General features: G+C 64.5%; 26 protein-coding genes and 1 pseudogene. 16 read left to right on the top strand and 11 right to left on the bottom strand.

The annotated features are described in order from the left end of the window. From CSW57_RS23810 to CSW57_RS23825, 4 genes and pseudogenes are all read right to left on the bottom strand, one after another. Positions 1-345, bottom strand: a pseudogene (locus tag CSW57_RS23810) (HNH endonuclease); the annotation flags it as partial. Between the two features lie 347 nt (positions 346-692). After that, positions 693-2,231 carry an L-aspartate oxidase gene (gene nadB, locus CSW57_RS23815; protein ID WP_099385089.1) on the bottom strand — a complete coding sequence of 513 codons (1,539 nt, stop codon included), beginning with the start codon at positions 2,229-2,231 and terminating at the stop codon, positions 693-695. A gap of 18 nt (positions 2,232-2,249) precedes the next feature. Then, positions 2,250-2,726 carry a winged helix-turn-helix transcriptional regulator gene (locus tag CSW57_RS23820; RefSeq protein WP_099385090.1) on the bottom strand — a complete coding sequence of 159 codons (477 nt, stop codon included), beginning with the start codon at positions 2,724-2,726 and terminating at the stop codon, positions 2,250-2,252. Positions 2,727-2,782: 56 nt separating this feature from the next. Next, positions 2,783-3,142 carry a VOC family protein gene (locus tag CSW57_RS23825; protein ID WP_023954391.1) on the bottom strand — a complete coding sequence of 120 codons (360 nt, stop codon included), beginning with the start codon at positions 3,140-3,142 and terminating at the stop codon, positions 2,783-2,785. 61 nt (positions 3,143-3,203) lie between these two features. On the opposite strand from CSW57_RS23825, the gene CSW57_RS23835 reads away from it, so the two are divergent. Continuing rightward, positions 3,204-3,863 carry a hypothetical protein gene (locus CSW57_RS23835; protein ID WP_189339420.1) on the top strand — a complete coding sequence of 220 codons (660 nt, stop codon included), beginning with the start codon at positions 3,204-3,206 and terminating at the stop codon, positions 3,861-3,863. A 10-nt stretch (positions 3,864-3,873) separates the two neighbouring features. On the opposite strand, the gene CSW57_RS24580 is transcribed toward CSW57_RS23835, so the two are convergent. Further along, positions 3,874-4,038, bottom strand: a complete 165-nt coding sequence (locus tag CSW57_RS24580) for a hypothetical protein (protein ID WP_189339421.1) — start codon at positions 4,036-4,038, stop codon at positions 3,874-3,876. A 92-nt stretch (positions 4,039-4,130) separates the two neighbouring features. Here CSW57_RS24580 and CSW57_RS23840 point away from each other — a divergent pair, with 92 nt between their 5' ends. Genes CSW57_RS23840 through CSW57_RS23850 form a run of 3 tightly spaced genes read left to right on the top strand, consistent with a single transcriptional unit; the run spans position 4,131 to position 6,924 of the window. Further along, positions 4,131-4,430: a metal-sensitive transcriptional regulator gene (locus CSW57_RS23840; RefSeq protein WP_030176527.1), complete on the top strand. Its 300-nt coding sequence runs from the start codon at positions 4,131-4,133 to the stop codon at positions 4,428-4,430. Positions 4,431-4,443: 13 nt separating this feature from the next. Further along, positions 4,444-4,647: a heavy-metal-associated domain-containing protein gene (locus CSW57_RS23845; RefSeq protein WP_099385093.1), complete on the top strand. Its 204-nt coding sequence runs from the start codon at positions 4,444-4,446 to the stop codon at positions 4,645-4,647. Positions 4,648-4,662: 15 nt separating this feature from the next. Next, entirely contained in the window at positions 4,663-6,924 is a 2,262-nt protein-coding gene (locus CSW57_RS23850; protein ID WP_223249485.1) for a heavy metal translocating P-type ATPase, read from the top strand. A gap of 15 nt (positions 6,925-6,939) precedes the next feature. On the opposite strand, the gene CSW57_RS23855 is transcribed toward CSW57_RS23850, so the two are convergent. Then, positions 6,940-7,374: a MarR family winged helix-turn-helix transcriptional regulator gene (locus CSW57_RS23855; RefSeq protein ID WP_223249486.1), complete on the bottom strand. Its 435-nt coding sequence runs from the start codon at positions 7,372-7,374 to the stop codon at positions 6,940-6,942. A gap of 45 nt (positions 7,375-7,419) precedes the next feature. Here CSW57_RS23855 and CSW57_RS23860 point away from each other — a divergent pair, with 45 nt between their 5' ends. Continuing rightward, positions 7,420-7,950, top strand: coding sequence for a hypothetical protein (locus tag CSW57_RS23860; RefSeq protein ID WP_223249487.1), 531 nt, complete (start codon positions 7,420-7,422; stop codon positions 7,948-7,950). Between the two features lie 24 nt (positions 7,951-7,974). Here CSW57_RS23860 and aqpZ read toward each other — a convergent pair whose 3' ends face one another. Continuing rightward, entirely contained in the window at positions 7,975-8,745 is a 771-nt protein-coding gene (aqpZ, locus tag CSW57_RS23865; protein ID WP_099385095.1) for an aquaporin Z, read from the bottom strand. A gap of 208 nt (positions 8,746-8,953) precedes the next feature. On the opposite strand from aqpZ, the gene CSW57_RS23870 reads away from it, so the two are divergent. Together CSW57_RS23870 and CSW57_RS23875 are read left to right on the top strand one after the other, a co-directional pair. After that, positions 8,954-9,928 (top strand): pirin family protein, encoded by a 975-nt coding sequence (locus tag CSW57_RS23870; RefSeq protein WP_099385096.1) that lies wholly within the window; start codon positions 8,954-8,956, stop codon positions 9,926-9,928. Positions 9,929-9,969: 41 nt separating this feature from the next. Further along, positions 9,970-10,323: a GNAT family N-acetyltransferase gene (locus tag CSW57_RS23875; RefSeq protein ID WP_062796626.1), complete on the top strand. Its 354-nt coding sequence runs from the start codon at positions 9,970-9,972 to the stop codon at positions 10,321-10,323. Positions 10,324-10,352: 29 nt separating this feature from the next. On the opposite strand, the gene CSW57_RS23880 is transcribed toward CSW57_RS23875, so the two are convergent. Together CSW57_RS23880 and CSW57_RS23885 are read right to left on the bottom strand one after the other, a co-directional pair. After that, the gene (locus tag CSW57_RS23880) at positions 10,353-10,679 is read right to left on the bottom strand and encodes an AzlD domain-containing protein (protein WP_099385097.1); all 327 of its coding nucleotides are present in this window, start codon (positions 10,677-10,679) and stop codon (positions 10,353-10,355) included. Next, a complete protein-coding gene (locus CSW57_RS23885) occupies positions 10,676-11,392 on the bottom strand; it encodes an AzlC family ABC transporter permease (protein WP_099385127.1) in 717 nt (238 codons plus the stop codon). The genes CSW57_RS23880 and CSW57_RS23885 overlap by 4 nt, the downstream gene beginning before the upstream one ends. Before the next feature lie 99 nt (positions 11,393-11,491). Here CSW57_RS23885 and CSW57_RS23890 point away from each other — a divergent pair, with 99 nt between their 5' ends. The 3 genes from CSW57_RS23890 (at position 11,492) to CSW57_RS23900 (ending at position 14,512) form a co-directional block, all read left to right on the top strand. After that, complete coding sequence (locus CSW57_RS23890) at positions 11,492-12,043, top strand: helix-turn-helix domain-containing protein (RefSeq protein ID WP_099385098.1); 552 nt, start codon at positions 11,492-11,494, stop codon at positions 12,041-12,043. A gap of 78 nt (positions 12,044-12,121) precedes the next feature. After that, positions 12,122-12,985 (top strand): LLM class flavin-dependent oxidoreductase, encoded by an 864-nt coding sequence (locus CSW57_RS23895; protein WP_099385099.1) that lies wholly within the window; start codon positions 12,122-12,124, stop codon positions 12,983-12,985. 75 nt (positions 12,986-13,060) lie between these two features. Next, positions 13,061-14,512: an FAD-binding protein gene (locus CSW57_RS23900; protein WP_099385100.1), complete on the top strand. Its 1,452-nt coding sequence runs from the start codon at positions 13,061-13,063 to the stop codon at positions 14,510-14,512. Here the strand turns inward: CSW57_RS23900 and CSW57_RS23905 are convergent. Both CSW57_RS23905 and CSW57_RS23910 read right to left on the bottom strand, forming a co-directional pair. Beyond that, positions 14,509-15,030 (bottom strand): GtrA family protein, encoded by a 522-nt coding sequence (locus CSW57_RS23905; RefSeq protein ID WP_099385101.1) that lies wholly within the window; start codon positions 15,028-15,030, stop codon positions 14,509-14,511. The genes CSW57_RS23900 and CSW57_RS23905 overlap by 4 nt on opposite strands. Before the next feature lie 136 nt (positions 15,031-15,166). Beyond that, positions 15,167-15,835 carry a fasciclin domain-containing protein gene (locus CSW57_RS23910; RefSeq protein ID WP_099385102.1) on the bottom strand — a complete coding sequence of 223 codons (669 nt, stop codon included), beginning with the start codon at positions 15,833-15,835 and terminating at the stop codon, positions 15,167-15,169. A gap of 233 nt (positions 15,836-16,068) precedes the next feature. Between CSW57_RS23910 and CSW57_RS23915 the strand changes: the two genes are divergently transcribed. The 6 genes from CSW57_RS23915 (at position 16,069) to CSW57_RS23940 (ending at position 22,125) form a co-directional block, all read left to right on the top strand. Continuing rightward, a complete protein-coding gene (locus tag CSW57_RS23915; protein ID WP_223249488.1) occupies positions 16,069-17,670 on the top strand; it encodes a molybdopterin-dependent oxidoreductase in 1,602 nt (533 codons plus the stop codon). 8 nt (positions 17,671-17,678) lie between these two features. Beyond that, positions 17,679-18,278 carry an ECF RNA polymerase sigma factor SigK gene (gene sigK / locus CSW57_RS23920; protein ID WP_223249489.1) on the top strand — a complete coding sequence of 200 codons (600 nt, stop codon included), beginning with the start codon at positions 17,679-17,681 and terminating at the stop codon, positions 18,276-18,278. Next, the gene (locus tag CSW57_RS23925; protein WP_099385103.1) at positions 18,271-19,017 is read left to right on the top strand and encodes an anti-sigma factor; all 747 of its coding nucleotides are present in this window, start codon (positions 18,271-18,273) and stop codon (positions 19,015-19,017) included. The genes sigK and CSW57_RS23925 overlap by 8 nt, the downstream gene beginning before the upstream one ends. Positions 19,018-19,263: 246 nt before the next feature. Next, complete coding sequence (locus tag CSW57_RS23930; RefSeq protein WP_023954347.1) at positions 19,264-20,358, top strand: Re/Si-specific NAD(P)(+) transhydrogenase subunit alpha; 1,095 nt, start codon at positions 19,264-19,266, stop codon at positions 20,356-20,358. 1 nt (position 20,359) lies between these two features. Next, positions 20,360-20,686 carry an NAD(P) transhydrogenase subunit alpha gene (locus CSW57_RS23935; protein WP_099385104.1) on the top strand — a complete coding sequence of 109 codons (327 nt, stop codon included), beginning with the start codon at positions 20,360-20,362 and terminating at the stop codon, positions 20,684-20,686. Continuing rightward, complete coding sequence (locus CSW57_RS23940) at positions 20,683-22,125, top strand: NAD(P)(+) transhydrogenase (Re/Si-specific) subunit beta (protein WP_099385105.1); 1,443 nt, start codon at positions 20,683-20,685, stop codon at positions 22,123-22,125. The genes CSW57_RS23935 and CSW57_RS23940 overlap by 4 nt, the downstream gene beginning before the upstream one ends. Positions 22,126-22,233: the final 108 nt, after the last annotated feature.

Genomic DNA, 22,233 nt, shown 5'->3' on the forward strand with positions numbered 1-22,233 from the left:
CCGGAACTCTTCGCTCATCACACCCACCACGCGGCCCCGAACATGGCTGATGCCTGGGACCACTGCATCGACGTGTTCGGCGGACAGGAATCCGTCCCGAAAGTATCCGGCTGTACGGTCCAGGCCTGCTAGCCCGGTGCCGATGCGTAACCACCGCGCCGCCGCCCCAGGAGTAGCACCGTTGGCCTGCAACAGCTTTGACGTTGTCGACCCCATCCGTTTGGCGACACCCAACCGGTCGATGATCGCCGCACCCGCCGCCAACCGTGCATCGACAGCATTACGCAGGGTGATCAGATCTTTCACCACCGCCACCACCCCGGCCGGATCAGCAGGGAACTCCACCCCGATGACCTCATCAACCAGATCAACAACAGCCTCACCACACCCCCTCCAAGACAACAACACTGGGACAACAACATTGGGACAGCCGATCACAATGGTGGCGTAGTCACACGTATCTCAGAGTCAGGTCTTGCGGACGATCAGCGTGTCATCAGTCTACATCAATCGAACACACATTCGATAGTAGCCCGTTCGGATGAACCCCGCGCGGAACCTGTAGACATGCGCGAACGTCAAAGGCGGGAAGATGATGAGCATGTACGAAAACTGAAGCAGGAGGACTGTTATGAACACACGGGGGAGCCAAGAAGCAACATACCCACCTGGCAATCGGCGGGTCGCGTACGTCAACCCGCGATGGGCGCGGTGGCCTCGGGGTAGTCCACCCGATGGTGGCAACCCCGCGACTCTTTTCGGGCCAAGGCGCCGGCGACCACCAGTCGTGCGGTGGCGGTCAGGGCAGCATCTTCGTGGTCGGCACCATCCAGCAGTGGCCGACGCGGCACCGAATCGAGGTGGTCGGCGAGAGCCATCAGCCCTGAATGGTCGCGAGATAGGGCCGCGCTCGCAGACATTCGGTCCTGGAGTTCTCGACGTGGGGCGACAGGTGCGTCGAGGCCGGACGCGACGTCCGGTCGCAAAGCGTCTTGCTGCCCGGCTCGGCCGGCGGCTGCCCGCGCGACCCGCAGTCCCATCACCAGTCCTTCGAGCAAACTGTTGGACGCCAACCGATTTGCACCGTGCAGGCCTGTCCGGGCGACTTCGCCTGCGGCAAACAACCCAGGAACGGTGGTGGCGCCCTCGGTATCGGTGACAACACCTCCACAGAGGTAATGAGCACCGGGCACCACCGGGATGAGGTCGGTGGTGGGGTCGATGCCGATTGCTGCGACACCGGCGGTGACCGTGGGGAAGCGGCGGCCGAAGTCCGCGATGTGTCGGGCGTCGAGGTAGACGCAGCGGTGGCCGGTGCGTGCCATGGCGGCACCGACCGCATTCGCGACCACGTCGCGCGGAGCGAGGTCGCCGAGGGGGTGAACGCCTTCGGTGACCGAATTGCTTTCGCTGTCAACGAGTCTTGCGCCCTCGCCGCGTAGTGCCTCGGTGATGAGTGTGCGCCTGCCGCGCTGACCGGGGCGGTACAGCATCGTGGGATGAAATTGGATGAACTCCATGTCCGAGACCGCCGCACCAGCCCTGTGCGCCAGAGCGATGCCGTCACCCGTCGAACCGAGTGGGTTGGTGGTGGCCGCATAGAGGTGCCCGACCCCGCCGGTCGCGAGAATTACCGTGGGCGCGAGGATGTCTCGGAAGGCGCCACCGGAGCGTCCGACGCGCACCCCGACCGCTGTGCCGTGCTGGTCCCGCAGGATCTGCTGGGCATACGATTCGTCGAGCACGGTGATGCTGGGTTGGGAGAGCGCGCGCACTGCCAGGGACCGTTGCACCTGCGCTCCGGTGGCGTCGCCGCCGGCGTGAATGATCCGACGAACGCTGTGTCCACCTTCTCGTGTCCGCAGGAAACGCCCGTCGTCCCCGATGTCGAAGTGCGCGCCCCAGCTGACCAAGGCCGAGACCGCGGCATGGCCCTCCGAAAGAATGGACTCGGTGGCTGCCGGGTCGGTGAGACCGGCACCCGCGACCACGGTGTCGCGGGTGTGCAGTGCGACCGAGTCCTCCGCGTTGCTGGGCTCGACAACGGCGATGCCACCCTGCGCGAAGTAGGTGGCGGTGTTGGGTGCCGGATCGTCGGGACGCCAGCCGCTGCCCTTGTTGAGAACGATCACCGCGAGCCCGGATTCGGCGGCTCGAACGGCCGCGGTGAGGCCTGCGACACCCGCACCGACCACCACGAGATCAGCACGCAGCGCAGCGTCGGCAACCATGGCTGAGGAGTCTATCCGTCAGCGTTTGACCAGCGATATCCGCAAGTCGTCGAGGGGGACCTCGGTGCCGTCGGGCGTGGTCAGTCCCACGTGCACGGGCTCACCCGTCACGTTGGATTGCAGCTGCAGCGGCTTGCCCTTGGGCTGGAAATACTTGTCTCCCCACTGCATGAGCCCGAACAGCACGGGAACCAGGTCGGTGCCCATCTCCGTGAGCCGGTACTCGTAACGGGTGCGTTGGCCAGGCTCCTGATACGGCGACTTCTCCAGCAGACCTGCTTCGACAAGTGCTTTGAGCCGTGCGGATGCGACCGCGTCGCTGACTCCTACCCGCCGCGCGAATCCGTCGAAACGGGTCGTGCCGTACACGGCCTCGCGCATGATCAGCAGTGCAGTCCTGGTCCCGACCACCTCGAGGGCGCGCACTATCGAGCACCGGTCGCCCGGCGTCCACCGATCGAGGTCGGCCAACTTCTCGTCGAGAACTGCAACCATGACAGCAACTATACGCGGCCTGACTTCGTCAGACAGCAGTCAGAAGGAAGCTGCGGTTACTCCAAGACAAGGCAGAACGGGTGACCCACCGGGTCGAGGTACACCCGGAAACCGGGATGTTCCTGACCCTCGACCTTGCGCGCTCCGAGGTCGAGTATCTGTGGTTCGGCCGACTCGAAGTCGTCGACCTGGATGTCGAGATGGAACTGCTGACTGCCGTTGGGGTCGGGGAACTTCGGGGGTACATAGCTGGTTGATGGTTGAAATGTCAGTTTCGCTTTACCCAAACCACAATCCAGCGTGACCCATTCGGGATCGCTTGTATCCAGCTCACCGCCGAGAACTTGCTGGTAGAACTGCGCGAGCCCGACCGGATCTGGTCCGTCGAGGGCAATGGCATTAACGAAACCAATCATCAAAACTCCCAACTCGTGTGTCGGACTCGCCACCGCATCTCAATGAGGCCAAGATGTAGCGGTGGCGACCGAATTCGACCTGTGTTGGTCAACCGTAATCGCTGCCTCCGACACGCATGAAGCGTTTGTGCACGCGCCGGAGAACGGCTGGGTTCAACGATGCCGCCTGGGGCTCGGTCACGACGGGACGCACGGTAGTGACGGGGGAGCCGAGCCGCCCGATGCGCGGCGGACCTGGGTGCTGTGGCTCGACGGTCAGTCCGGCCAGCGTCTCGCGGAGCTCGAGAGCTGTGTGGCATCCGACGGAGTTCACGGAGGCAGTTGCGTTCTGTTCGCCGACCACGGTGGACCGCACCGGTTCGCCCCGCCCTCGAAGATGCGTGGGTTCGGGGCGCCGTACCGGCCGGAGCCACTGGTCAGCCGGAACGGTTCTCGCAACGGCACCCTCGTCACCGCCAGTGATGCCGCGGCTCGCGCGGTGGCACCGAAGTCCCCACCTCGTCGACACCGCGAACCTGACGCGGAGCAGGAGGAGACGGCGGAGTCGTCCCGGGACCCCGCGTCGAGCGGAGTGAGTCCGGCCGGTGATCAACCGGAGTCGAACCGGTCAGCCGGCCACTCACGTACGCCCACGGTCGACGAAGCCCTACTCGCGGTCGCGGATGCCCTGACCGATCTGGCGCGTGCGTTGCGTCATCGCCCTGCTGAACCCCAACGGTGACTCGGGACAGCTACGCACCCGGCCGGACATCGAGCCTCGACCGCGCCATGTCCGACGCGCTTTCGCCGAGCGACAACCACATTGCGGCGATGTCGTCGATCAACTGATCGCGCTCGACCGGAGGGTCGCCGTTGACCCACGACAAGATCGTTCGGCCATCTGTGGCACTCCGCATCGGTGAGACCCGGCTCGACAGACACCCTCCTCGACTTGGGTACGGTAGGGGGGTATGGTAAACCGGTACGAACAACGGGCGAAAGAGGGCACATGGCCGACGAGCACCAACACCACGGCTACATCAACCGCAAGGACGACTACCTCAAGCGGCTTCGCCGCATCGAGGGGCAGGCCCGCGGGTTGCAGCGGATGGTCGAAGACGAGAAGTACTGCATCGACATCCTCACCCAGGTGGCGGCGATGACCAAGGCCCTGCAAGCGGTGAGCCTGGGACTGCTCGAGGAGCACATGTCGCATTGCGTCGTCGATGCAGCCCGCCAGAGCGAAGAGCAGGGTCAAGAAAAAGTCAAAGAGGCCACCGAGGCGATCGCCCGGCTGGTCCGGTCGTAGAAGGAGGGCGAACATGAGCGCGCAGACTTACACGGTGGTGGGGATGACATGCCAGCACTGCGTCGCATCGGTCACCGAGGAAGTGTCCGATGTGCCCGGTGTGGACAAGGTGGACGTGGACCTGAACAGCGGCGGGCTCACCGTCCACAGTGAGCAGCCGGTGGGCCGGGACGAGATCGAGGCCGCGGTGCACGAGGCCGGATACCGGCTGGGCTGAGCAATGAGTTCGACTATGCCGACGAGTTCCACCGGCGACGCGAAAGCGGCTGTCCCGCAGGCACATATCGACCTCGAGATCGCTGGGATGACGTGTGCCTCGTGCGCCAACCGCATCGAACGTAAGCTCAACAAGCTCGACGGCGTGCAGGCGACGGTGAATTACGCGACCGAGAAGGCAAACGTCGCCTACTCCGATCCCGTCGCCACCGGCGACTTGATCGCTGCGGTCGAGGCGGCCGGCTACCGGGCAAAAGCGATCGAGGACCATCCCGATTCCGCCGCCGACGACAACGATGACGACGGTCATGATCAGGAACTGAACCGCCTGCGTCATCGCACGCTGGTCAGCGCCGCCCTCTCCGTTCCCGTGATCGCCATGGCGATGATTCCGCCTCTGCAGTTCGACAACTGGCAGTGGCTCTCGTTGACACTCGCAGCGCCTGTGGTCGTGTGGGGAGGCTGGCAGTTCCACCGGGCGGCAGCGATCAACCTGCGTCACGGCGCTGCGACGATGGACACACTCGTATCGGTGGGAACCATTGCCGCGCTGGGCTGGTCGCTCTACGCGCTGTTCTTCGGAGCCGCCGGTGATCCCCAGACCGCACACGGCGGGATGGAGATGAGTTCCTCGGACGGGTCGGCCAACATCTACCTGGAGGCGGCGGCGGGAGTCACCACCTTCATCTTGGCCGGCCGGTTCTTCGAGATGCGATCCAAACGCCGCGCAGGAGCGGCCTTGCGAACGCTCCTCGGTCTCGGCGCCAAAGACGTGACCGTGCTCAGGGATGACATCGAATCGCTGGTGCCCATCGGAGACCTGGCCGTCGGAGACCTGTTCGTGGTGCGGCCGGGCGAGCGGATCGCAACCGACGGTGTGGTGGAAAGTGGCTCGTCGGCCGTGGATGCGTCGATGTTGACCGGTGAATCGGTGCCGGTCGAGGTGAACGAAGGCGATGCGGTGGTCGGCGCCACGGTGAACGCCGGAGGACGGATCACCGTACGCGCCACCAAGATCGGTAACGACACACAGCTCGCGCAGATGGCGAGGCTTGTGGAACAGGCGCAGAACGGCAAGGCGCAGGTACAGCGTTTGGCCGACCGGATCTCCGGTGTCTTCGTGCCCGTGGTCATCGCGCTCGCGCTGGGCACTCTGGCTGTGTGGCTGCTGCTCGGATATGACGCTGCCGATGCCTTCACCGCGGCGGTCGCCGTGTTGATCATCGCGTGCCCCTGCGCACTCGGGCTGGCGACGCCGACCGCGTTGATGGTCGGGACAGGCCGCGGTGCCACGATGGGAATACTGATCAAGGGACCCGAGGTGCTCGAGTCCACCCGGCAGGTCGACACCGTGGTGCTCGACAAGACCGGCACCGTGACAACCGGTCAGATGACTCTGACGGAGGTAGCCGTCGCCGACGGTGAAGAGACGGATCATGTTGTGCGCGTAGCCGGAGCGGTCGAGAACGCGTCCGAACATCCGATCGCGCGTGCCATCGCCGACGGCGCACGCGAGCGCACCGGCCCGCTGCCCGCAGTTCGTGACTTCGTCAATTCGGCGGGCCTCGGGGTCCAGGGTGTCGTCGACGACGTGGAGGTGCTTCTCGGTCGACCACAACTGCTGACCGAGCGAGGCAACGAGATACCCGGTGAGCTGGTCGCAGCACTGGAGCGGGCGGGATCGGAAGGCCAGACTGCTGTCGCGGTCGCCTGGGGCGGACGCGCTCGCGGTGTGCTCGTGGTCTCCGACGTGGTGAAAGCGACGTCGCGGCAGGCCGTCGAGGAGTTGGTGGACCTCGGTCTCGAGCCGGTGTTGCTCACGGGTGATCACGAGAGTGTCGCCAAAGCGGTTGCCGCACAGGTGGGTATCAACACAGTGATCGCGGGGGTACTGCCGTCCGCGAAGGTCGATACGATCAAGGACTTGCAGTCACAGGGAAAGACCGTCGCGATGGTCGGCGACGGTGTCAACGACGCCGCCGCGCTGGCTCAGGCCGACCTGGGACTGGCGATGGGCACGGGTACCGACGCCGCGATCGAGGCGGGGGACATCACCCTGGTCCGGGGTGACCTGCGGGCCGCAGGCGATGCCATTCGCCTGTCTCGCGCAACACTTCGCACAATCAAAGGAAATCTGTTCTGGGCGTTCGGATACAACGTGGCCGCACTGCCACTGGCCGCACTCGGATTGCTCAGCCCCATGATCGCCGGCGGGGCGATGGCGTTGTCATCGGTGTTCGTCGTCGGAAACAGCCTGCGCCTGAGGAGATTTCACTGACGTCGGGACACGGGCCTACGGGTTGTCGAGGGCGGTGATCAGGGTGCGGACGATGGTGCGCGTGCTCTCGAGTTCGTCCACTGTGATCTGTGTGCGGGTGAGCAACCGGGACCTCTCGACGTCCGACTCCTGCACCAGCTCGGCCAGAATCGCCGCGCCGGCGCTGGTGAGTCGGAGTAGGGGTGAGGTCTGATGGTCGGGATTGTCCTGGCTGTCCAGAAGCCCTTCACGTAAGAGGTCGCCGCAGACGCGATGCACGCTCTGGCGTGACAGGCCAAGGCGTCGTGCAGCTCCGGCCACCGTCGACGGTTCTGACAGGACGCTGAGCACGTGCCATCGGGCAACGGTCTGTCCAGCCCGTCGAGCCACGTCCTCGCTCGTCCGGCGCGATGCGCCGGCGAGTTCGTAGACGTCGGCGATGAGCAATCGGTAAGCCTCCGCCTTGTTCACCTACCCAGCCTGGCATATGCGTCAGTAATCTGACAACATGTCAACATGCTGACGGATTTCGGAGGCGACAACGCCTTGGCCGCCCACCTGCATTCCCCTGGACCGGCTCGGGGCGCAGCTGACCACTTGCGGGCTTTCGGCAGATTCGTGGGGTCGTGGCACATTCGCTGGATACCAGCGGCAACGGACTCTCCCGAACTCGACGGAGAGCTCCATTTCGGGTGGGTCCTGGGCGGTCGTGCGATCCAGGATGTGTGGATGGTGCCCGGGGCCGCTCTTGCGCCGCCGGAACGGGGGTTTAGAGCATTCCACGGATCGACCATCCGGTTCTACGACCCGTCGATCGCAGCCTGGAGGTCAACGTGGGTGGAGCCGATCAATGCACGTGTTCGGAAGTTCATCGGCGAGATAGGCGACAGGGATATCACTTTGACCAGCACAGATGACGAACCACTGCTGCGGTGGCGCTTTGCCGACATCACCGATGACTCCTTCACATGGACAGGTGAGTTCTCCGACGACGGCGAGAACACGTGGACTCTCGAAGAGACGATGCTCGCCACCCGGGTTGCGTGACGGCCGGCTGTCGACCGGGCAGGTTCAGGCAGACACCGCTGGATTGGGGATCTGATCGAGTTCGGGTTCGTTTGCCCCCTTGTCGAAGACGAGGGGGTAGAGAATGCCGGCCAACAGTGCGCCCACGAGCGGCGCGACCCAGAACAACCAGAGCTGACCGGGCGCGCCATTGCCGTTGAAGAACGCCACCGCCGTCGATCGCGCGGGGTTCACCGAGGTGTTGGTGATGGGGATGCTGATGAGATGAATGAGGGTGAGGGCCAGACCAATTGCGATGCCCGCGATACCTTGTGGCGCTCGGGTGTCGGTGGCACCCAGGATGACGATGACAAAAATGGCGGTCAGGACGATCTCGGCCACGAGTGCGGCCCACAGGGTGTACCCGCCCGGCGAGTGGTCGCCGAAGCCGTTGGCGGCCATCGAACCCTCGGCCTCGAACCCTTCTTTGCCATTGGCGATGAGAAGGATGATCGCGCCGCCGATGAGGCCACCGATCACCTGCACGACGACGTAGCCCGGTACGTCCTTCCATTGGAAACGCCTGGCCAGAGCGGCGCCCACCGTGACGGCCGGGTTGAAATGTCCACCCGAGATGTGACCGAGGGCGTAGACGCCGGTCAGGACGGTGAGGCCGAAAGCGATAGATACGCCGAGGAACCCGATGCCGAGCTGAGTCCCGTCGTCGTCCGCGATCACCTTCGCTGCGAAAACGGCGCTGCCGCAACCCCCGAGAACGAGCCAGAACGTTCCCAGTGCTTCGGCAGCTAACTTTTGAACTGTCGTCGGAGCTGACATTTTCGGATTACCTCCACTAGTGGTCTAGCTGTGGCACACGATTTAGACTCGGATGGAACGACGCGGTCACCTGACGATTTCCAGTGAATCGGCTGGTTCCTCATCGAAAGTATTACCACCGTCACCCAATTCGCGAGCCCAGGATTGCGGATTGAAATGTCACGAAATGAAAAATGCCCGCCGACAAGGTGAGGAATGAGGCGCCAGTATGAGCAACGTGGTCAACGGTCCGGAAATCGATTGCTCACCGGCCCCCGGAGATCGGCATCACGTGCAGATCCTGACGTCCCGTGACGTTCCGTTGGGCGGTCCGCGCGCCATGACCGTCCATCGCACATTGCCGCAGCGTGCGCGGTCCCTGATCGGGGCCTGGTGCTTCGCCGACCACTACGGCCCGGCGGATGTCAGGACCACGGGTGGGATGGACGTGCCACCGCACCCACACACCGGGTTGCAGACGGTGAGCTGGCTTTTCACCGGCGAGATCGAGCACCGCGACAGTTTGGGTGTGCACGCTTTCGTCCGCCCGGGCGAGGTGAACCTGATGACTGCGGGTCACGGGATCGCCCACTCGGAGGTCTCGACGCCCGACACCACCACGCTGCACGGCGTCCAGCTATGGGTGGCCCTTCCTGACGAATCGCGCGACACGGCGCGAAAGTTCGAGCACTTCGTTCCCGAACCGATCGCACTCGACGGCGGCCGGGTGAGTGTCTTCATTGGCGATCTGCTCGGAAAGTCGTCGCCTGTCACCACGTTCAGCCCGCTGCTGGGCGCTCAGATCGATCTCGACATGGGTGCGTCCGTCACCATCCCCGTGCATCCCACGTTCGAGCACGGTGTGCTGGTGGACCAGGGCTCGGTCAGTGTGGAAGGAGCCGAGGTGGTGCAGACGGAGTTGGCCTACCTGGCTCCCGGGCACCACCACATCACATTGCAGAGTTCTGACGAACGCCCGTGCAGGATGATCCTGTTGGGCGGCACACCATTCGGCGAAGATCTGGTGATGTGGTGGAACTTCGTGGGACGCAGCCACGAGGAGATCGTGGAGTACCGGACGCAGTGGCAGGCGCATGCCGACCGGTTCGGACACGTCGAGGGCTACGTGGGTGGCGTCGACCGCTTGCCTGCACCGACATTGCCGAATGTCCGAATCAAACCACGTCTGATCGCTGAGTCCTGATGTCGGTGGAATAGCAGATACATCCGAAAGGTTGTCGTGGCATGACTCAAAACAGCTCCACCATCACCGACAAGACCGGCGCGCCTGTGACCGTTGCACCCGATCCGGACAAGCACCGATACACGGTCTCCGTGGACGGCGAGGTCGTCGGGTTCGCAGCCTACGCGGACCGCGAACAGAGTCGGGTTTTTTACCACACCGAGGTGCAGGAGGCTTTCGGAGGACGCGGCCTGGCCACGATCCTCGTCTCAGAGGCGCTTGATGATGTTCGCGCACAAGGCAAGCGAATTGTCGCGGTGTGTCCGCTGGTCTCGGCCTTCCTGAAGAAGCATCCCGCTTACGCCGACATCACGGACCCGGTCACCAAAGACATCTTGACCTGGTTGGGCGCCTGACAGTCCGGCTCGGCGCCCGAATGCCGGTGTCAGGGGAGCCCGGCCAGGCGCAGTAACGCTGCACACGCGGCAGCGGCGGCCACGACAACCACGAAAGGCGCCCGGCGCCAGGCGAGGACGCCGCCGACGGCGACGCCGACGATGCGGGACGGCTCCGCGAAGTGCTGATCGTCGATGAGCGTGGAGGTCGCCACGAGCGCGGCCAGCAGGACCACACTACCGACGGTGGTGAGCCGGTGGAGATCCGGAGGCATCGTCACCCGAGCTGCGAGCACCGGCCCGACGAACCGAAAAGCGTACGTACCCAAGGCCAATACCGCGATGCCGACGAGTAGGACGGGCGTCGAGGTGTTCATCCGATGGCCGCACGTCGACGGCGGGGGATCGGAACGACGAGCACCAGCGCAGCCAAAGCGAGTAGCACCGGTACGCCCACCGGGGTGATGAACGAGGCGCCGACGGCGATGACGGCACCGGCGAGCGCGGCATTGCGGATGGCTCGGTCGCGCATCGCGGGCAGGATGAGGGCGAGGAGGACCGCCGGGAATGCGGCGTCCAATCCGAAGGCGTCGGTGTCGGTGATGAGTGTGCCGCCCGCCGAACCGGCGAGGACCCCGACGTTCCAGGCGACGAAAAGGCCTGCGCCGCAGGCCCAATAGATCGCTCTGCGCATCTTCGGTGAGTCCTGCGCAAGCGTGAACGCAACCGATTCGTCGATCATCAGATGCGATCCGAGCAACCGCCATCCGAGGGACTTTCCGAGCACGTCGCCGATCGAGAAGCCGAACAGGATGTGCCTTGCGTTGGCCAGCAACCCGGCGGCAACCGCGGCAAAGATGCCGCCGCCTGCGGCGAGGATCGCGACGAATGTGAACTGGGATGCTCCGGCGAACACGACCACAGACATCAACAGGGGCATCCAGAGGGGGAAACCGCTGCTGACGGCGATCGCGCCGAAGGAAAGTCCGACAACGCCCACGGCGACGCAGACGAGTGCGACGTCGCGGGCAGTGGCCGCATCAGCATCAAGCGAGATGCCGAGCCGCGGTGTTCGCCATATCGAACGCATGGTCAACATCGTGAACGATGTCGGTGGTGTTCGTCAAGCCGAACGAAGGTAGTCTGAGCCGAACGGCACGGGAGTTGTCGGCGAGACCGGAGGTCGGACATGGCTGGAGCGCCGCTGCAGGCGATTGCGGCAGCACTGCAACGCGAACGGAAACGAACGGGGCTCTCGCTCGCCGAAGTGGCTCGCCGCGCGGGAGTCGCCAAATCGACGCTGTCTCAACTCGAGGCCGGCAACGGTAACCCGAGTGTGGAGACGCTGTGGGCGCTCAGTACAGCCCTCGATGTGCCCTTCGCCCACCTCGTCCAGCCGCCGACCCCACGCGTGCAGGTGATCCGGTCGGGCGAAGGTCCTGCGGTGGCGTCGGAGCAGTCCGACTACATGGCGACGGTGCTGGCAGCCTGTCCTCCGCACGCCCGCCGCGACATCTACCTGATCACGGCGCAGCCGGGTGAACCGCGGGTGTCCGACCCCCACATGGCCGGAGTGGTCGAGCATCTGGTGATCGGCAGTGGTCGCGCGCTTGTCGGACTCATCGATGACCCCGTCGAACTGGGCCCGGGCGACTACATCAGCTACCCGGGCGATCTGCCGCACACGTTCAAAGCCCTCGAACCGGACTGCACTGCGGTACTCATCTCCGAACACGTGTGACCGGTGTCGATGAAATAACTCCGCAATATCGGTCCATACGGGTGAGAACAACAACACCTGGACCGAAGGAGTACGGCGATGGCGGCAATCCGCCGCGGTATCAGCTTGCCCACCTTCGGGCCGCTGGCCGGGCCCGATTCGGTGGCGCAAATCGCCCGCACCGCCGATGACCTCGGCTTTCACAGCGTTTCCTCGGCCGACCGGCTGTTGCTACCGGCCGACGCCGGACCCCTCGGCCAGGCCTGCCAGACGCCCCGACCGGTGTGGGACTGCATCGAGATGCTGACCTGGGCGGCTGCGCACACCACGAGGGTCCGGCTCGCGACGACGGTGGTGCACGCGCTGTTCCAGCCGCCGGTGGTGCTGGCCCGGCGGCTGGCCACCCTCGATCGGCTCAGCGGCGGACGACTCGACGTGGGGATCGGCCAGGGCTGGACCCCGCACGAACACGAATCGGCAGGGGTGTCGATGACCTCCCGGGTGGATGCGCTCGCCGAACACCTGGAATTGATGCGCCGATGCTGGCAGCCGGGTCGGGTTTCGTTCCAAGGCGACCACTACCGGCTGCGCCCGAGCTGGGTGGAGCCGAAGCCGGCCCAGCCGACACTGCCCGTGTACATCGCGGCGATGACGCCGCAGGGCATCGCCCAGGCGGCGGCCATCGCAGACGGCTTCATGTACCCGATCACCACCTGGGCTTCGGCCACCGAGGCGATAGCCCTGTATCGAGAGGCCGGGGGTCGCGGCCCGGTTGCGCTACGGCTCAATCCGATCCGAGACTCGCTGCCGGGTGCACTCGACCGGTTCGCCGAGACCCTGCCCGCCGATCTGGCGCAGGCGAGTGAACTGGGCGCGAGCGAGGTGCACTGGGAGCTGAACCAATCGACGATGACGCTCACCGAACAGTGCAAGGCCATGGCACTCATCACCGAAATGACCTAAATTAGAACGAGTTCTAGTTTGGCGATTCGTCCGATATGGCGGTCGTCTGACGGTCAAACAAGTGAGGAAGTCGCGATGCAGGCGGAGTTGCCCGAGGTAGTGCCCGTTTCCGAGGTGCCGGAATGGTCCGATGAAGTGGACGTCGTGGTGGTCGGGTGCGGCATCTCGGGAGGTAGCGCGGCGGTGGAGGCCGCATCGGCCGGTGCCCGAGTGCTGGTCCTCGAGCGAGCAGCGGCGGCAGGCGGGACATCGGCGATGGCCGGTGGCCACTTCTATCTCGGCGGCGGCACACCGGTGCAGCAGGCGACCGGACACGAGGATTCGCCCGAGGAGATGGAGAAGTACCTCCTCGCCGTCTCGCGCGATCCCGAACCGGACAAGATCCACGCCTACTGCCAGGGCAGTGTCGAGCACTTCAACTGGCTCGAGAGTCTCGGATTCGAGTTCGAGCGGTCGTACTACCCGGAAAAGGCCGTCATCCAGCCCGGCACCCAGGGCTTGATGTTCACAGGCAACGAGAAGGTCTGGCCGTTTTGCGACAAGGCCAAGCCGGCGCCGCGTGGTCACAAGGTGCCCGTCAAAGGCGACACCGGTGGCGCGGGAATGGTCACCGAGCTCCTGGTGAAGCGGCTTGCCGAGACGGGTAACGAGATCCGGTACGAGACCGGCGCCCGCAATCTGGTGGTCGACGAATCCGGCACCGTTGTCGGACTGAAGTGGAAGCGATTGCAGGAGACCGGTTTCATCCGCGCAAAGGCGGTGATCATCGCGGCCGGCGGGTTCGTGATGAACGAATCGATGGTCGCCGAGTTCACGCCGGAACTGGCCGAGAAGCCGTACACCCTCGGCAGCACCTACGACGACGGCTTGGGGATCCGGCTGGGCGCGTCGGTGGGTGGCGGACTCAAGCACATGGATCAGTCGTTTGTCACCGCGCCGCTGTACCCGCCGTCGATCCTCCTGACCGGCCTTGCGGTGAACAAAAACGGCCGGCGTTTCGTCAACGAGGATTCCTATCACTCGCGCACATCGGCATTCGTGATGGAGCAGCCGGACGCGATCGCCTACCTCATCGTGGACGAAGCACACATGGAACGCCCGGAGTTCCCTCTCGTCCCGTTCATCGACGGCTGGGAAACCGTGGCCGAGATGGAGGACGGACTTGGTATCCCGTCAGGACATCTGCAGAAGACGCTGGATCGGTACAACGAGAACGCCGCCCGCGGTGAAGACCCGGACTTCGGCAAGCGTGCGGAGTGGCTCGCGCCCCAGGACAACGGGCCATGGGCGGCATTCGACATGTCGCTCGGCAAGGCGATGTACGCCGGATTCACGATGGGCGGTCTTGCCACCTCCGCCGAAGGCCAGGTGCTCACCGACGACGGCTCGGTCATCACCGGGCTATATGCCGCAGGCGCAGGTGCAGCGAACATCGCCCAGGACGGTAAGGGCTACGCCAGTGGAACGCAGCTGGGCGAGGGGTCGTTCTTCGGTCGTCGGGCCGGCCGGCACGCAGCGTCGCTTTAGCGGGTTCTCTGGCCGCCGGCCTCGAGCTGGCGGGCCAGAGCCCGTGAGAAGACATGCCGGAAGGTGAAGAACCGCACCGCTGTCGCGATCAGATTGACCAGCATGAGCAGGGCGAGTTCCAATTTACTCGAGGGGTGCTCTGAGATCTGGTGGAGGACGAACAGTGAGAAGGCGCTCAGCGACCAGCCGAACGCGAACACCGCGATGCCCTGCACGTGATGGAGCAGGATCATCCGCTGGCCGCGAAGCCGGAAAGTGAAGGCGCGGTTGGCGCCGGTGTTGAGAACGGCCGCGATCAGCATCGAGACGAAGTTCGCGGCCTGCGCGCCGATCAGCGGATGAAGACTCAGGTACATCAGCGCATACGCAGTAGTGCACGCGATCCCGACAGCACAAAAGCGCAGAACCTGAACTGAAACAGGTCTGCGCAGAAAGTCGACTATGGTTCGCCGCTCGGCCGGATCGGACTCCGCCGGAGCGGTTTCGATCTGATCACCAGGGATCGGGCCTACCGTCACACCCCCACGATATGGGAGACCTCGGCAAATTGTGTTATCGGCATGCGACTCGGGCCGGGACGGCCGGTCGGGGGGTGAACCGTCCCGGCCCGAATCTTGATCTACCTCAGCGGTGAGATGACGCGTCGGACATGGATCACATGGCCGGGGGCATCATCACGGTGTCGATGAGGTAGACGGTTGCGTTGGCGGTTTTCACACCACCACAGACCACTGCCGAATCGTTGGCCTTGAGCGAGTCGCCCGAGCCGGTCACGTTGACGGCCTGGCCCTCGACTGAGGTCTGCATGCCGGCGACCTGCTCGGGGGTCAGCTGGCCCGGTACGACGTGGTAGGTCAGGATCTTGGTCAGCAGAGCGCTGTCGGTCTTCAGTGTCTCGATGGTGGCCGGATCGATCTTGGCGAAGGCATCATCGGTCGGCGCGAAGACGGTGAACTCGCCACCGTTGAGGGTGTCGACGAGGTTGACCTGCGGGTTGAGCTGTCCGGAGACCGCCTGGGTCAGGGTCTTGAGCATCGGGTTGTTGGATGCGGCGGTGGCGACGGGATCCATCGCCATGCCGTTCACGGAGCCCGCGCCGGTGGGGTTGGCCTCTGCGTATGCCGCGCAGCCCGGTCCGACGAGGGAGGCCGGCTCCATCGACGAGCTTGAGCCCGAGGTCATTTCGGAAGAGGTCATCGGCGCCGATGCCGCGGTGCTCGAGGACGAGTCGGAACTGTCGTCCGAACACCCCGCCACGAGTCCTACTGCCAGGCCGACGCCCGCCACGGTCACTGCAAGTCGCTGAATTCGTTTGAGAGCCATGTTCGCTGTCCTATCCATTGCTGTCTTGTACGGAGGCGCAAACGACTTCGTCCACCACTTTGTGGCGGAGTGTGTCGATCACTTGGTCGATCACTGCAGGTTCGGAGCTGCGCCGAAATCGGATGGGTGCGGATCGGAAACTTTTTCAAAGAGGTCATGACCATCCGTAACGTTCTCGGCGCCGAATCCCTCATCGATAACGACCTGATGACTTCTCTTGAAAGGCTGAGCAATTGCGAATCGCAGCGATAGCACGCGACGGGCTTGCCGGCCTGATCGCGGTTGGCGCCGGCTTGGCGGCCGGCGAACTGGCGGCAGCGGCCGTCTCGTCTTATGCATCTCCCTTCTATGCAGTCGGGTCGTTCCTCGTCGACCGAGCCCCGGCTCCGGTCCGCGAGTTCGCGATCGACACCTTTGGCACCAATGACAAGCCGGTTCTGTTGTGGGGCATCGCCGGTGCGGTGGTTGTACTCGCGATCGTCGCCGGGATAGCCGAACGGCGCACTGTTCCAATCGGTTCGGCACTCATCGTCGCGTTCGGAGCTTTCGGTGTGCTCGCTGCGCTCCATCGTCCGACATCTGACACGTGGTATGCCGCACCGTCTTTGGTGGCAATGGTGGTCGGCATACTGGTGCTGAGGGGTTTACGAGGGTTTCTCTTCAGAGGCAGACGCGCTGGACGCGATGGTGGTGGCACCAAGGAGGTCTCCGCGCCGCTTGACACCGGATCCCACGCCGCCACGAGCTCGTCCGATTCCGGTTCGCGAGGACTGTCGAGGCGACAGTTCGGCATCTCGGCAGGCGTGGTGGCGGCGGCCTCGGTGGCAGCAGCGTTCATCGGCCGGCAGGTGTCGACGATGGGCGATGTGATCGCCGACCGGCGCAGGGTCCGGCTTCCCCGTCCGGCCAGCGGCGCGGCGCCGATTCCCGCGGGCGCAGATGTCGGGATCGACGGCGCGACGCCGTTCATGACGAACAACGCAGAGTTCTACCGCATCGACACCGCGCTCCAGGTCCCAAAACTCACCACCGGTGAGTGGAGCCTGAAGATCCACGGCATGGTGGACAACGAGGTCACCCTGACCTGGGACGACCTCATGGACATGCAAGCGCAGGAGCGGATCATCACGCTGACCTGCGTCTCCAACGAGGTCGGTGGCAACCTGGCGGGCACGGCTCGCTGGACCGGCTACCCGATCAAGGACATCCTCGAGCGCGCCGGCGTGCAAGACGACGCCGACATGTTGTTCTCCACCAGCGTCGACGGCTGGACCTCCGGCACGCCCATCGATGCCCTGACAGACGGGCGCGACGCGATGCTTGTCATCGGGATGAACGGCGAACCCCTGCCCCTGGAGCACGGTTATCCCGTTCGCCAGCTCGTGCCCGGTCTGTACGGCTTCGTCTCGGCGACCAAATGGGTTGTCGACTGGGAGATCACTCGCTTCGACAAGGCCGAGGCCTACTGGACCAAGAGGGATTGGGGCGTCAAGGCGCCGATCAAGACCGCCTCGCGGATCGACAGGCCCGCAGGATTGTCGAAGTTGCCCGTGGGAGATGTGGTGATCGCCGGCACCGCCTGGGCGCAGCACCGCGGTATCGCGAAGGTCGAGGTGAGGGTCGACAACGGCCCGTGGAACACCGCGACCTTGGCCACCGAGTACTCCAATGACACCTGGCGACAGTGGTTCTGGACCTGGCAGGCCACCCCCGGCCAACACACGGTTTATTGCCGCGCAACTGACGAAACGGGGGCAGTGCAGCCCGAAGAGAGGGTGGCCCCCATCCCCGACGGAGCGACCGGTTGGCACAACCGGGTGTTCCGGATCGAGTAGGTGTCTTGATGACTATCGCTAGTGTCATGGATGTGACCGACCGAATTCCCGGAGCTCGGGTAGATCTGGCTGATCTGTTGATCAGGACGGCCGGCCATGATCGACAGGCTTTCGCCGAGCTGTACGACGCGACGGGTTCCCGTGTTTTTGGGCTGATCCTTCGAGTTCTGCGCGATCGTGGCTACGCAGAGGAGACAGTGCAGGAGGTGTACCTGCAGGTCTGGCAGAAGGCGGACAGTTTCGATCCCGCATCGGGTTCGGCTCTGAGCTGGCTGCTCACCATCGCCCATCGGCGCGCCGTCGATCGGGTCCGGAGTGAGGAAGCGGCGGGCAAGCGCGGCCACGACTACTCGGTCTCCAACGTGGAGACCCCCACCGACACCGTCGCCGACTCGGTCGTGGCGGCCGAAGAACGATCCGACGTGATGGTGTGTCTCGGCAGTCTCACCGCCACCCAGCGGCAGAGTATCGAGCTGTCGTACTACGGCGGTATGACCTACCGGCAGGTCGCCGAGCGGCTCGACGCCGCACTCCCGACCATCAAATCCCGCATCCGCGACGGACTGCGACGCCTCAAAGACTGCTTGGAGGCGACTTCACATGGCTGACCACAGCTGGCTCGACGAGCATGTCGAGCTCTATGCGATCAACGCCCTGGACGACAACGAGGTGGAGCGCCTCGAACGCGAACTCGCCCAGGAAGCCGAACCCGTGCGGTCTCGGTACCTGCGGGAAATCGGCCGCACCCGCGAAGCTCTCGTGGAGATGACCGCAGTCGACGAGACGCCCCCACCACCCCAGTTGCGAGAAGCGGTGCTCGCGGCACTTCCGACTGCGGTGCCGCAGGCCGACGCCGAGCCGGCAAAGGTGATCAGCCTGGCCGATCGCCGACGCCGTTTCAGCATCGCCGTCGGTGCCGCTGCGGCCGCGCTGATCTTGGTGATCGGCGGCGTCACGGTCGGCCGGGTCACGGCGCCCGAGGAGAAGGCGCCGGTCAGTGCACTCGAACAGCAGACGATGGCCATCCTCGGATCGGCGGACATGCAACTGAAGCGGGACTCGCTCAGCGACGGCGGAAGCGTCATCGTCGCGACCTCGCGAGAGGCCAATCAGGCTGTCGTGATCGCCGAGGGCCTACCGCCCACTCCGCCCGGACAGACGTACCAGATGTGGTTGCTCGGCGAGAGCCACGATCCGACCTCGGTGGGGACGATGGGCGCCGAGCCCGTCCGTCAGGCCGTTCCGATCACGGACCTCATCGGTTCTGACCGGATCGCGGTGACCATCGAACCCGAGGGCGGCTCACCGCAGCCGACTGGCGAGGTCGTCACCGCAGTGCAGTTCTGACAAAACCTGTTGTTCGTCTGTTCGGCCCAAACGCGCTGATCAAAGAGGCAACAGTCGAGATCTGTGTCACTCATCGCAGTGCGCTATGCCACACCGGGCAGGCCATTTGATCATGCTATGTTCCATCAAAGTGATGTGGCGTGCGCGTGTCGTGCGCCACATCAGGCATTGGTGGGCAAAAAATTCTGGGCGGCGAAAACGGGCCGCACCGTGTGACTTGCCCGCACCCACGACGAGGGAGCGTGTATGAGTGTCGGCGTTGTGCGCGAGACGGCTGCGGGAGAGCGTCGGGTCGCGTTGGTTCCGAAGGTTGCGGCGTCTTTGGTGAATAAAGGTGTGTCGGTGATCGTGGAGTCCGGCGCGGGTTTGGGCGCGCTCATTCCCGATGAGCTGTATGTGGCTGCTGGTGCCTCGATCGGTGATGCGTGGTCAGCGGATGTGGTGGTGAAGGTTGACGCCCCCACCGATGAGGAGATCGGCAAGCTCAAGTCGGGGTCGTCGTTGATCGGGTTCCTCGCTCCGCGTAATGCCGAGAATCAGATCGGTGCCCTCAAGTCGGCCGGTGTGCAGGGGTTTGCGGTCGAGGCCATTCCGCGGATTTCGCGTGCACAGTCGATGGATGCGTTGTCGTCGCAGGGCAACGTGGCCGGCTACAAGGCCGTGATCTTGGCTGCTGAGCGCTCCACCCGCTTCTTTCCGATGTTGACCACGGCCGCCGGCACGGTGAAGCCCGCGACGGTGTTGGTGCTCGGGGTGGGTGTGGCCGGGTTGCAGGCGTTGGCGACGGCGAAGCGGTTGGGTGCGCGGACCACCGGATATGACGTGCGTCCGGAGGTGGCCGAGCAGGTCAAGTCGGTGGGCGGTCAGTGGCTGGATCTGGGTATCGACGCTGCCGGTGAGGGTGGTTATGCCCGTGAACTCACCGACGACGAGCGGGCCAAGCAGCAGCAGGCTCTCGAGGACGCGATCAAGGGATTCGACGTGGTGATAACCACCGCGCTGGTGCCCGGTCGCCCGGCGCCGCGTCTGGTGACCGCCGCTGCGGTGGAAGGCATGAAGCCGGGCTCGGTGGTGGTGGACCTGGCCGGTGAGACCGGCGGCAACTGCGAGCTGACCGAACCGGGCCAGGACGTCGTCAAGCACGACGTGATGATCTGCTCGCCGCTCAACTTGCCTGCGGGGATGCCCGAGCACGCCTCGGAGCTGTACGCCAAGAACATTCTTGCGCTGTTGGAGTTGATGCTCGATGACGAGGGCAACCTCGCCCCGGACTTCGACGACGAAGTGCTGGCCAAAGCGTGCGTGACGCGCGAGACGACTGACGTGAAGGCAGGTGCCTGAGATGTATACGGGTCTATTGGCGAACATCGCGATTTTGGTGTTGGCGGGTTTTGTGGGCTTCGCCGTCATCTCGAAGGTCCCCAACACGTTGCACACGCCGTTGATGTCGGGTACCAACGCCATTCACGGCATCGTCGTGTTGGGTGCGTTGATCGTGTTGGGCCGCTTGCCTGATGACGCCCCGTGGGGTGTGCGGATCATCGCGTTCATCGCGTTGATATTCGGAACCCTGAACGTGGTCGGTGGATTCTTGGTCACCGACCGGATGTTGGGCATGTTCAAGAGCAAGAAGGCGCCGGTCGCGCCGGCCGAGGGAGCTGACAAATGAACAACCTCGTCCAGATCCTCTACATCGTTGCGTTCTCACTGTTCATCTTCGGTCTGTCCGGGCTGACAGGTCCCAAGACCGCGGTCCGTGGCAACTGGATTGCCGCGGCCGGTATGGGTTTGGCCGTTGTCGCGACGCTCATCGACATCCGTGACACATATGCCATCAACTGGATCCTGATCGCGGCGGGTCTGCTGATCGGTGTGATCTTGGGTGTGCCACCGGCCAAACGCACCAAGATGACGGCCATGCCGCAGTTGGTGGCGTTGTTCAACGGTGTCGGTGGTGGCACGGTGGCGTTGATCGCGTGGGCCGAGTTCATCGAGACGGCAGGGTTTTCCGAGTTCAAGCACGGTGAATCCCCGACCATTCACATCGTGATCGGGTCGCTGTTCGCGGCGATCATCGGTTCGGTGTCGTTCTGGGGCTCGCTGATCGCTTTCCTCAAGCTGCAGGAGTTGATGAACAAGAAGGTCGAGAAGGCGTTCGTCAAGAACGCCAAGACCTTCCAGCTCGCGAACATCGCTTTGTTGATCGTTGCTGTGGCGGCGTGTGTGTACATCGGTGTCAACGCCACCCCGGGCGAGGGCTCGTCGCAGTGGTGGATCGTGCTGGTGCTGATCGCTGCCGGCATCATGGGGTTGTTCGTGGTGCTGCCGATCGGCGGCGCGGACATGCCTGTGGTGATCTCGCTGCTCAACGCGATGACCGGATTGTCGGCGGCGGCAGCCGGTTTGGCGCTCAACAACACCGCGATGATCGTGGCCGGCATGATCGTCGGCGCATCGGGTTCGATCTTGACCAACCTGATGGCCACGGCGATGAACCGGTCCATCCCGGCGATCGTGTTCGGGTCGTTCGGCGGGGGCGGTGACGCAGCGGTGGGCGGTCCCGCCGGTGAGCAGGGCACCGTCAAGGCCACCTCGGCCGCCGATGCGGCGATCCAGATGGCCTATGCCTCGCAGGTGATCGTGGTTCCCGGTTACGGCCTGGCCGTGGCGCAGGCCCAGCATGCGGTCAAGGACATGGCGAGCATCCTCGAAGACAAGGGTGTGGAGGTCAAGTACGCCATCCACCCGGTCGCCGGACGTATGCCCGGACACATGAATGTGCTTCTGGCAGAGGCTGATGTCGAGTACGACGCGATGAAGGAAATGGACGACATCAACGGTGAGTTCTCGCGCACCGACGTCACCCTGGTCATCGGCGCCAACGACGTCACCAACCCCGCCGCGCGCAACGACCCGTCGTCCCCGATCCACGGGATGCCGATCCTGAACGTCGACCAATCCCGCTCGGTCATCGTTCTCAAACGAGGCATGGCATCGGGTTACGCCGGTATCGACAACCCGTTGTTCACCGCACCAGGCACCTCGATGCTCTTCGGTGACGCCAAGAAGTCCGTCGGCCTGGTCATCGAAGAACTCAAAGCGCTTTAGAGCTGACACCGATGCTGGAGGGGCTGGGTCCAACCCAGCCCCTCCGGCATCGGTGAGTTCCTCCGGTTGCAACCGGAGGTCGTGGCCGGAGCCGGAGGGTGTGTGGGT

Origin of the sequence: Williamsia muralis (assembly GCF_002735905.1) — a bacterium.
Classification (GTDB): Bacteria; Actinomycetota; Actinomycetes; order Mycobacteriales; family Mycobacteriaceae; genus Williamsia; species Williamsia muralis_A.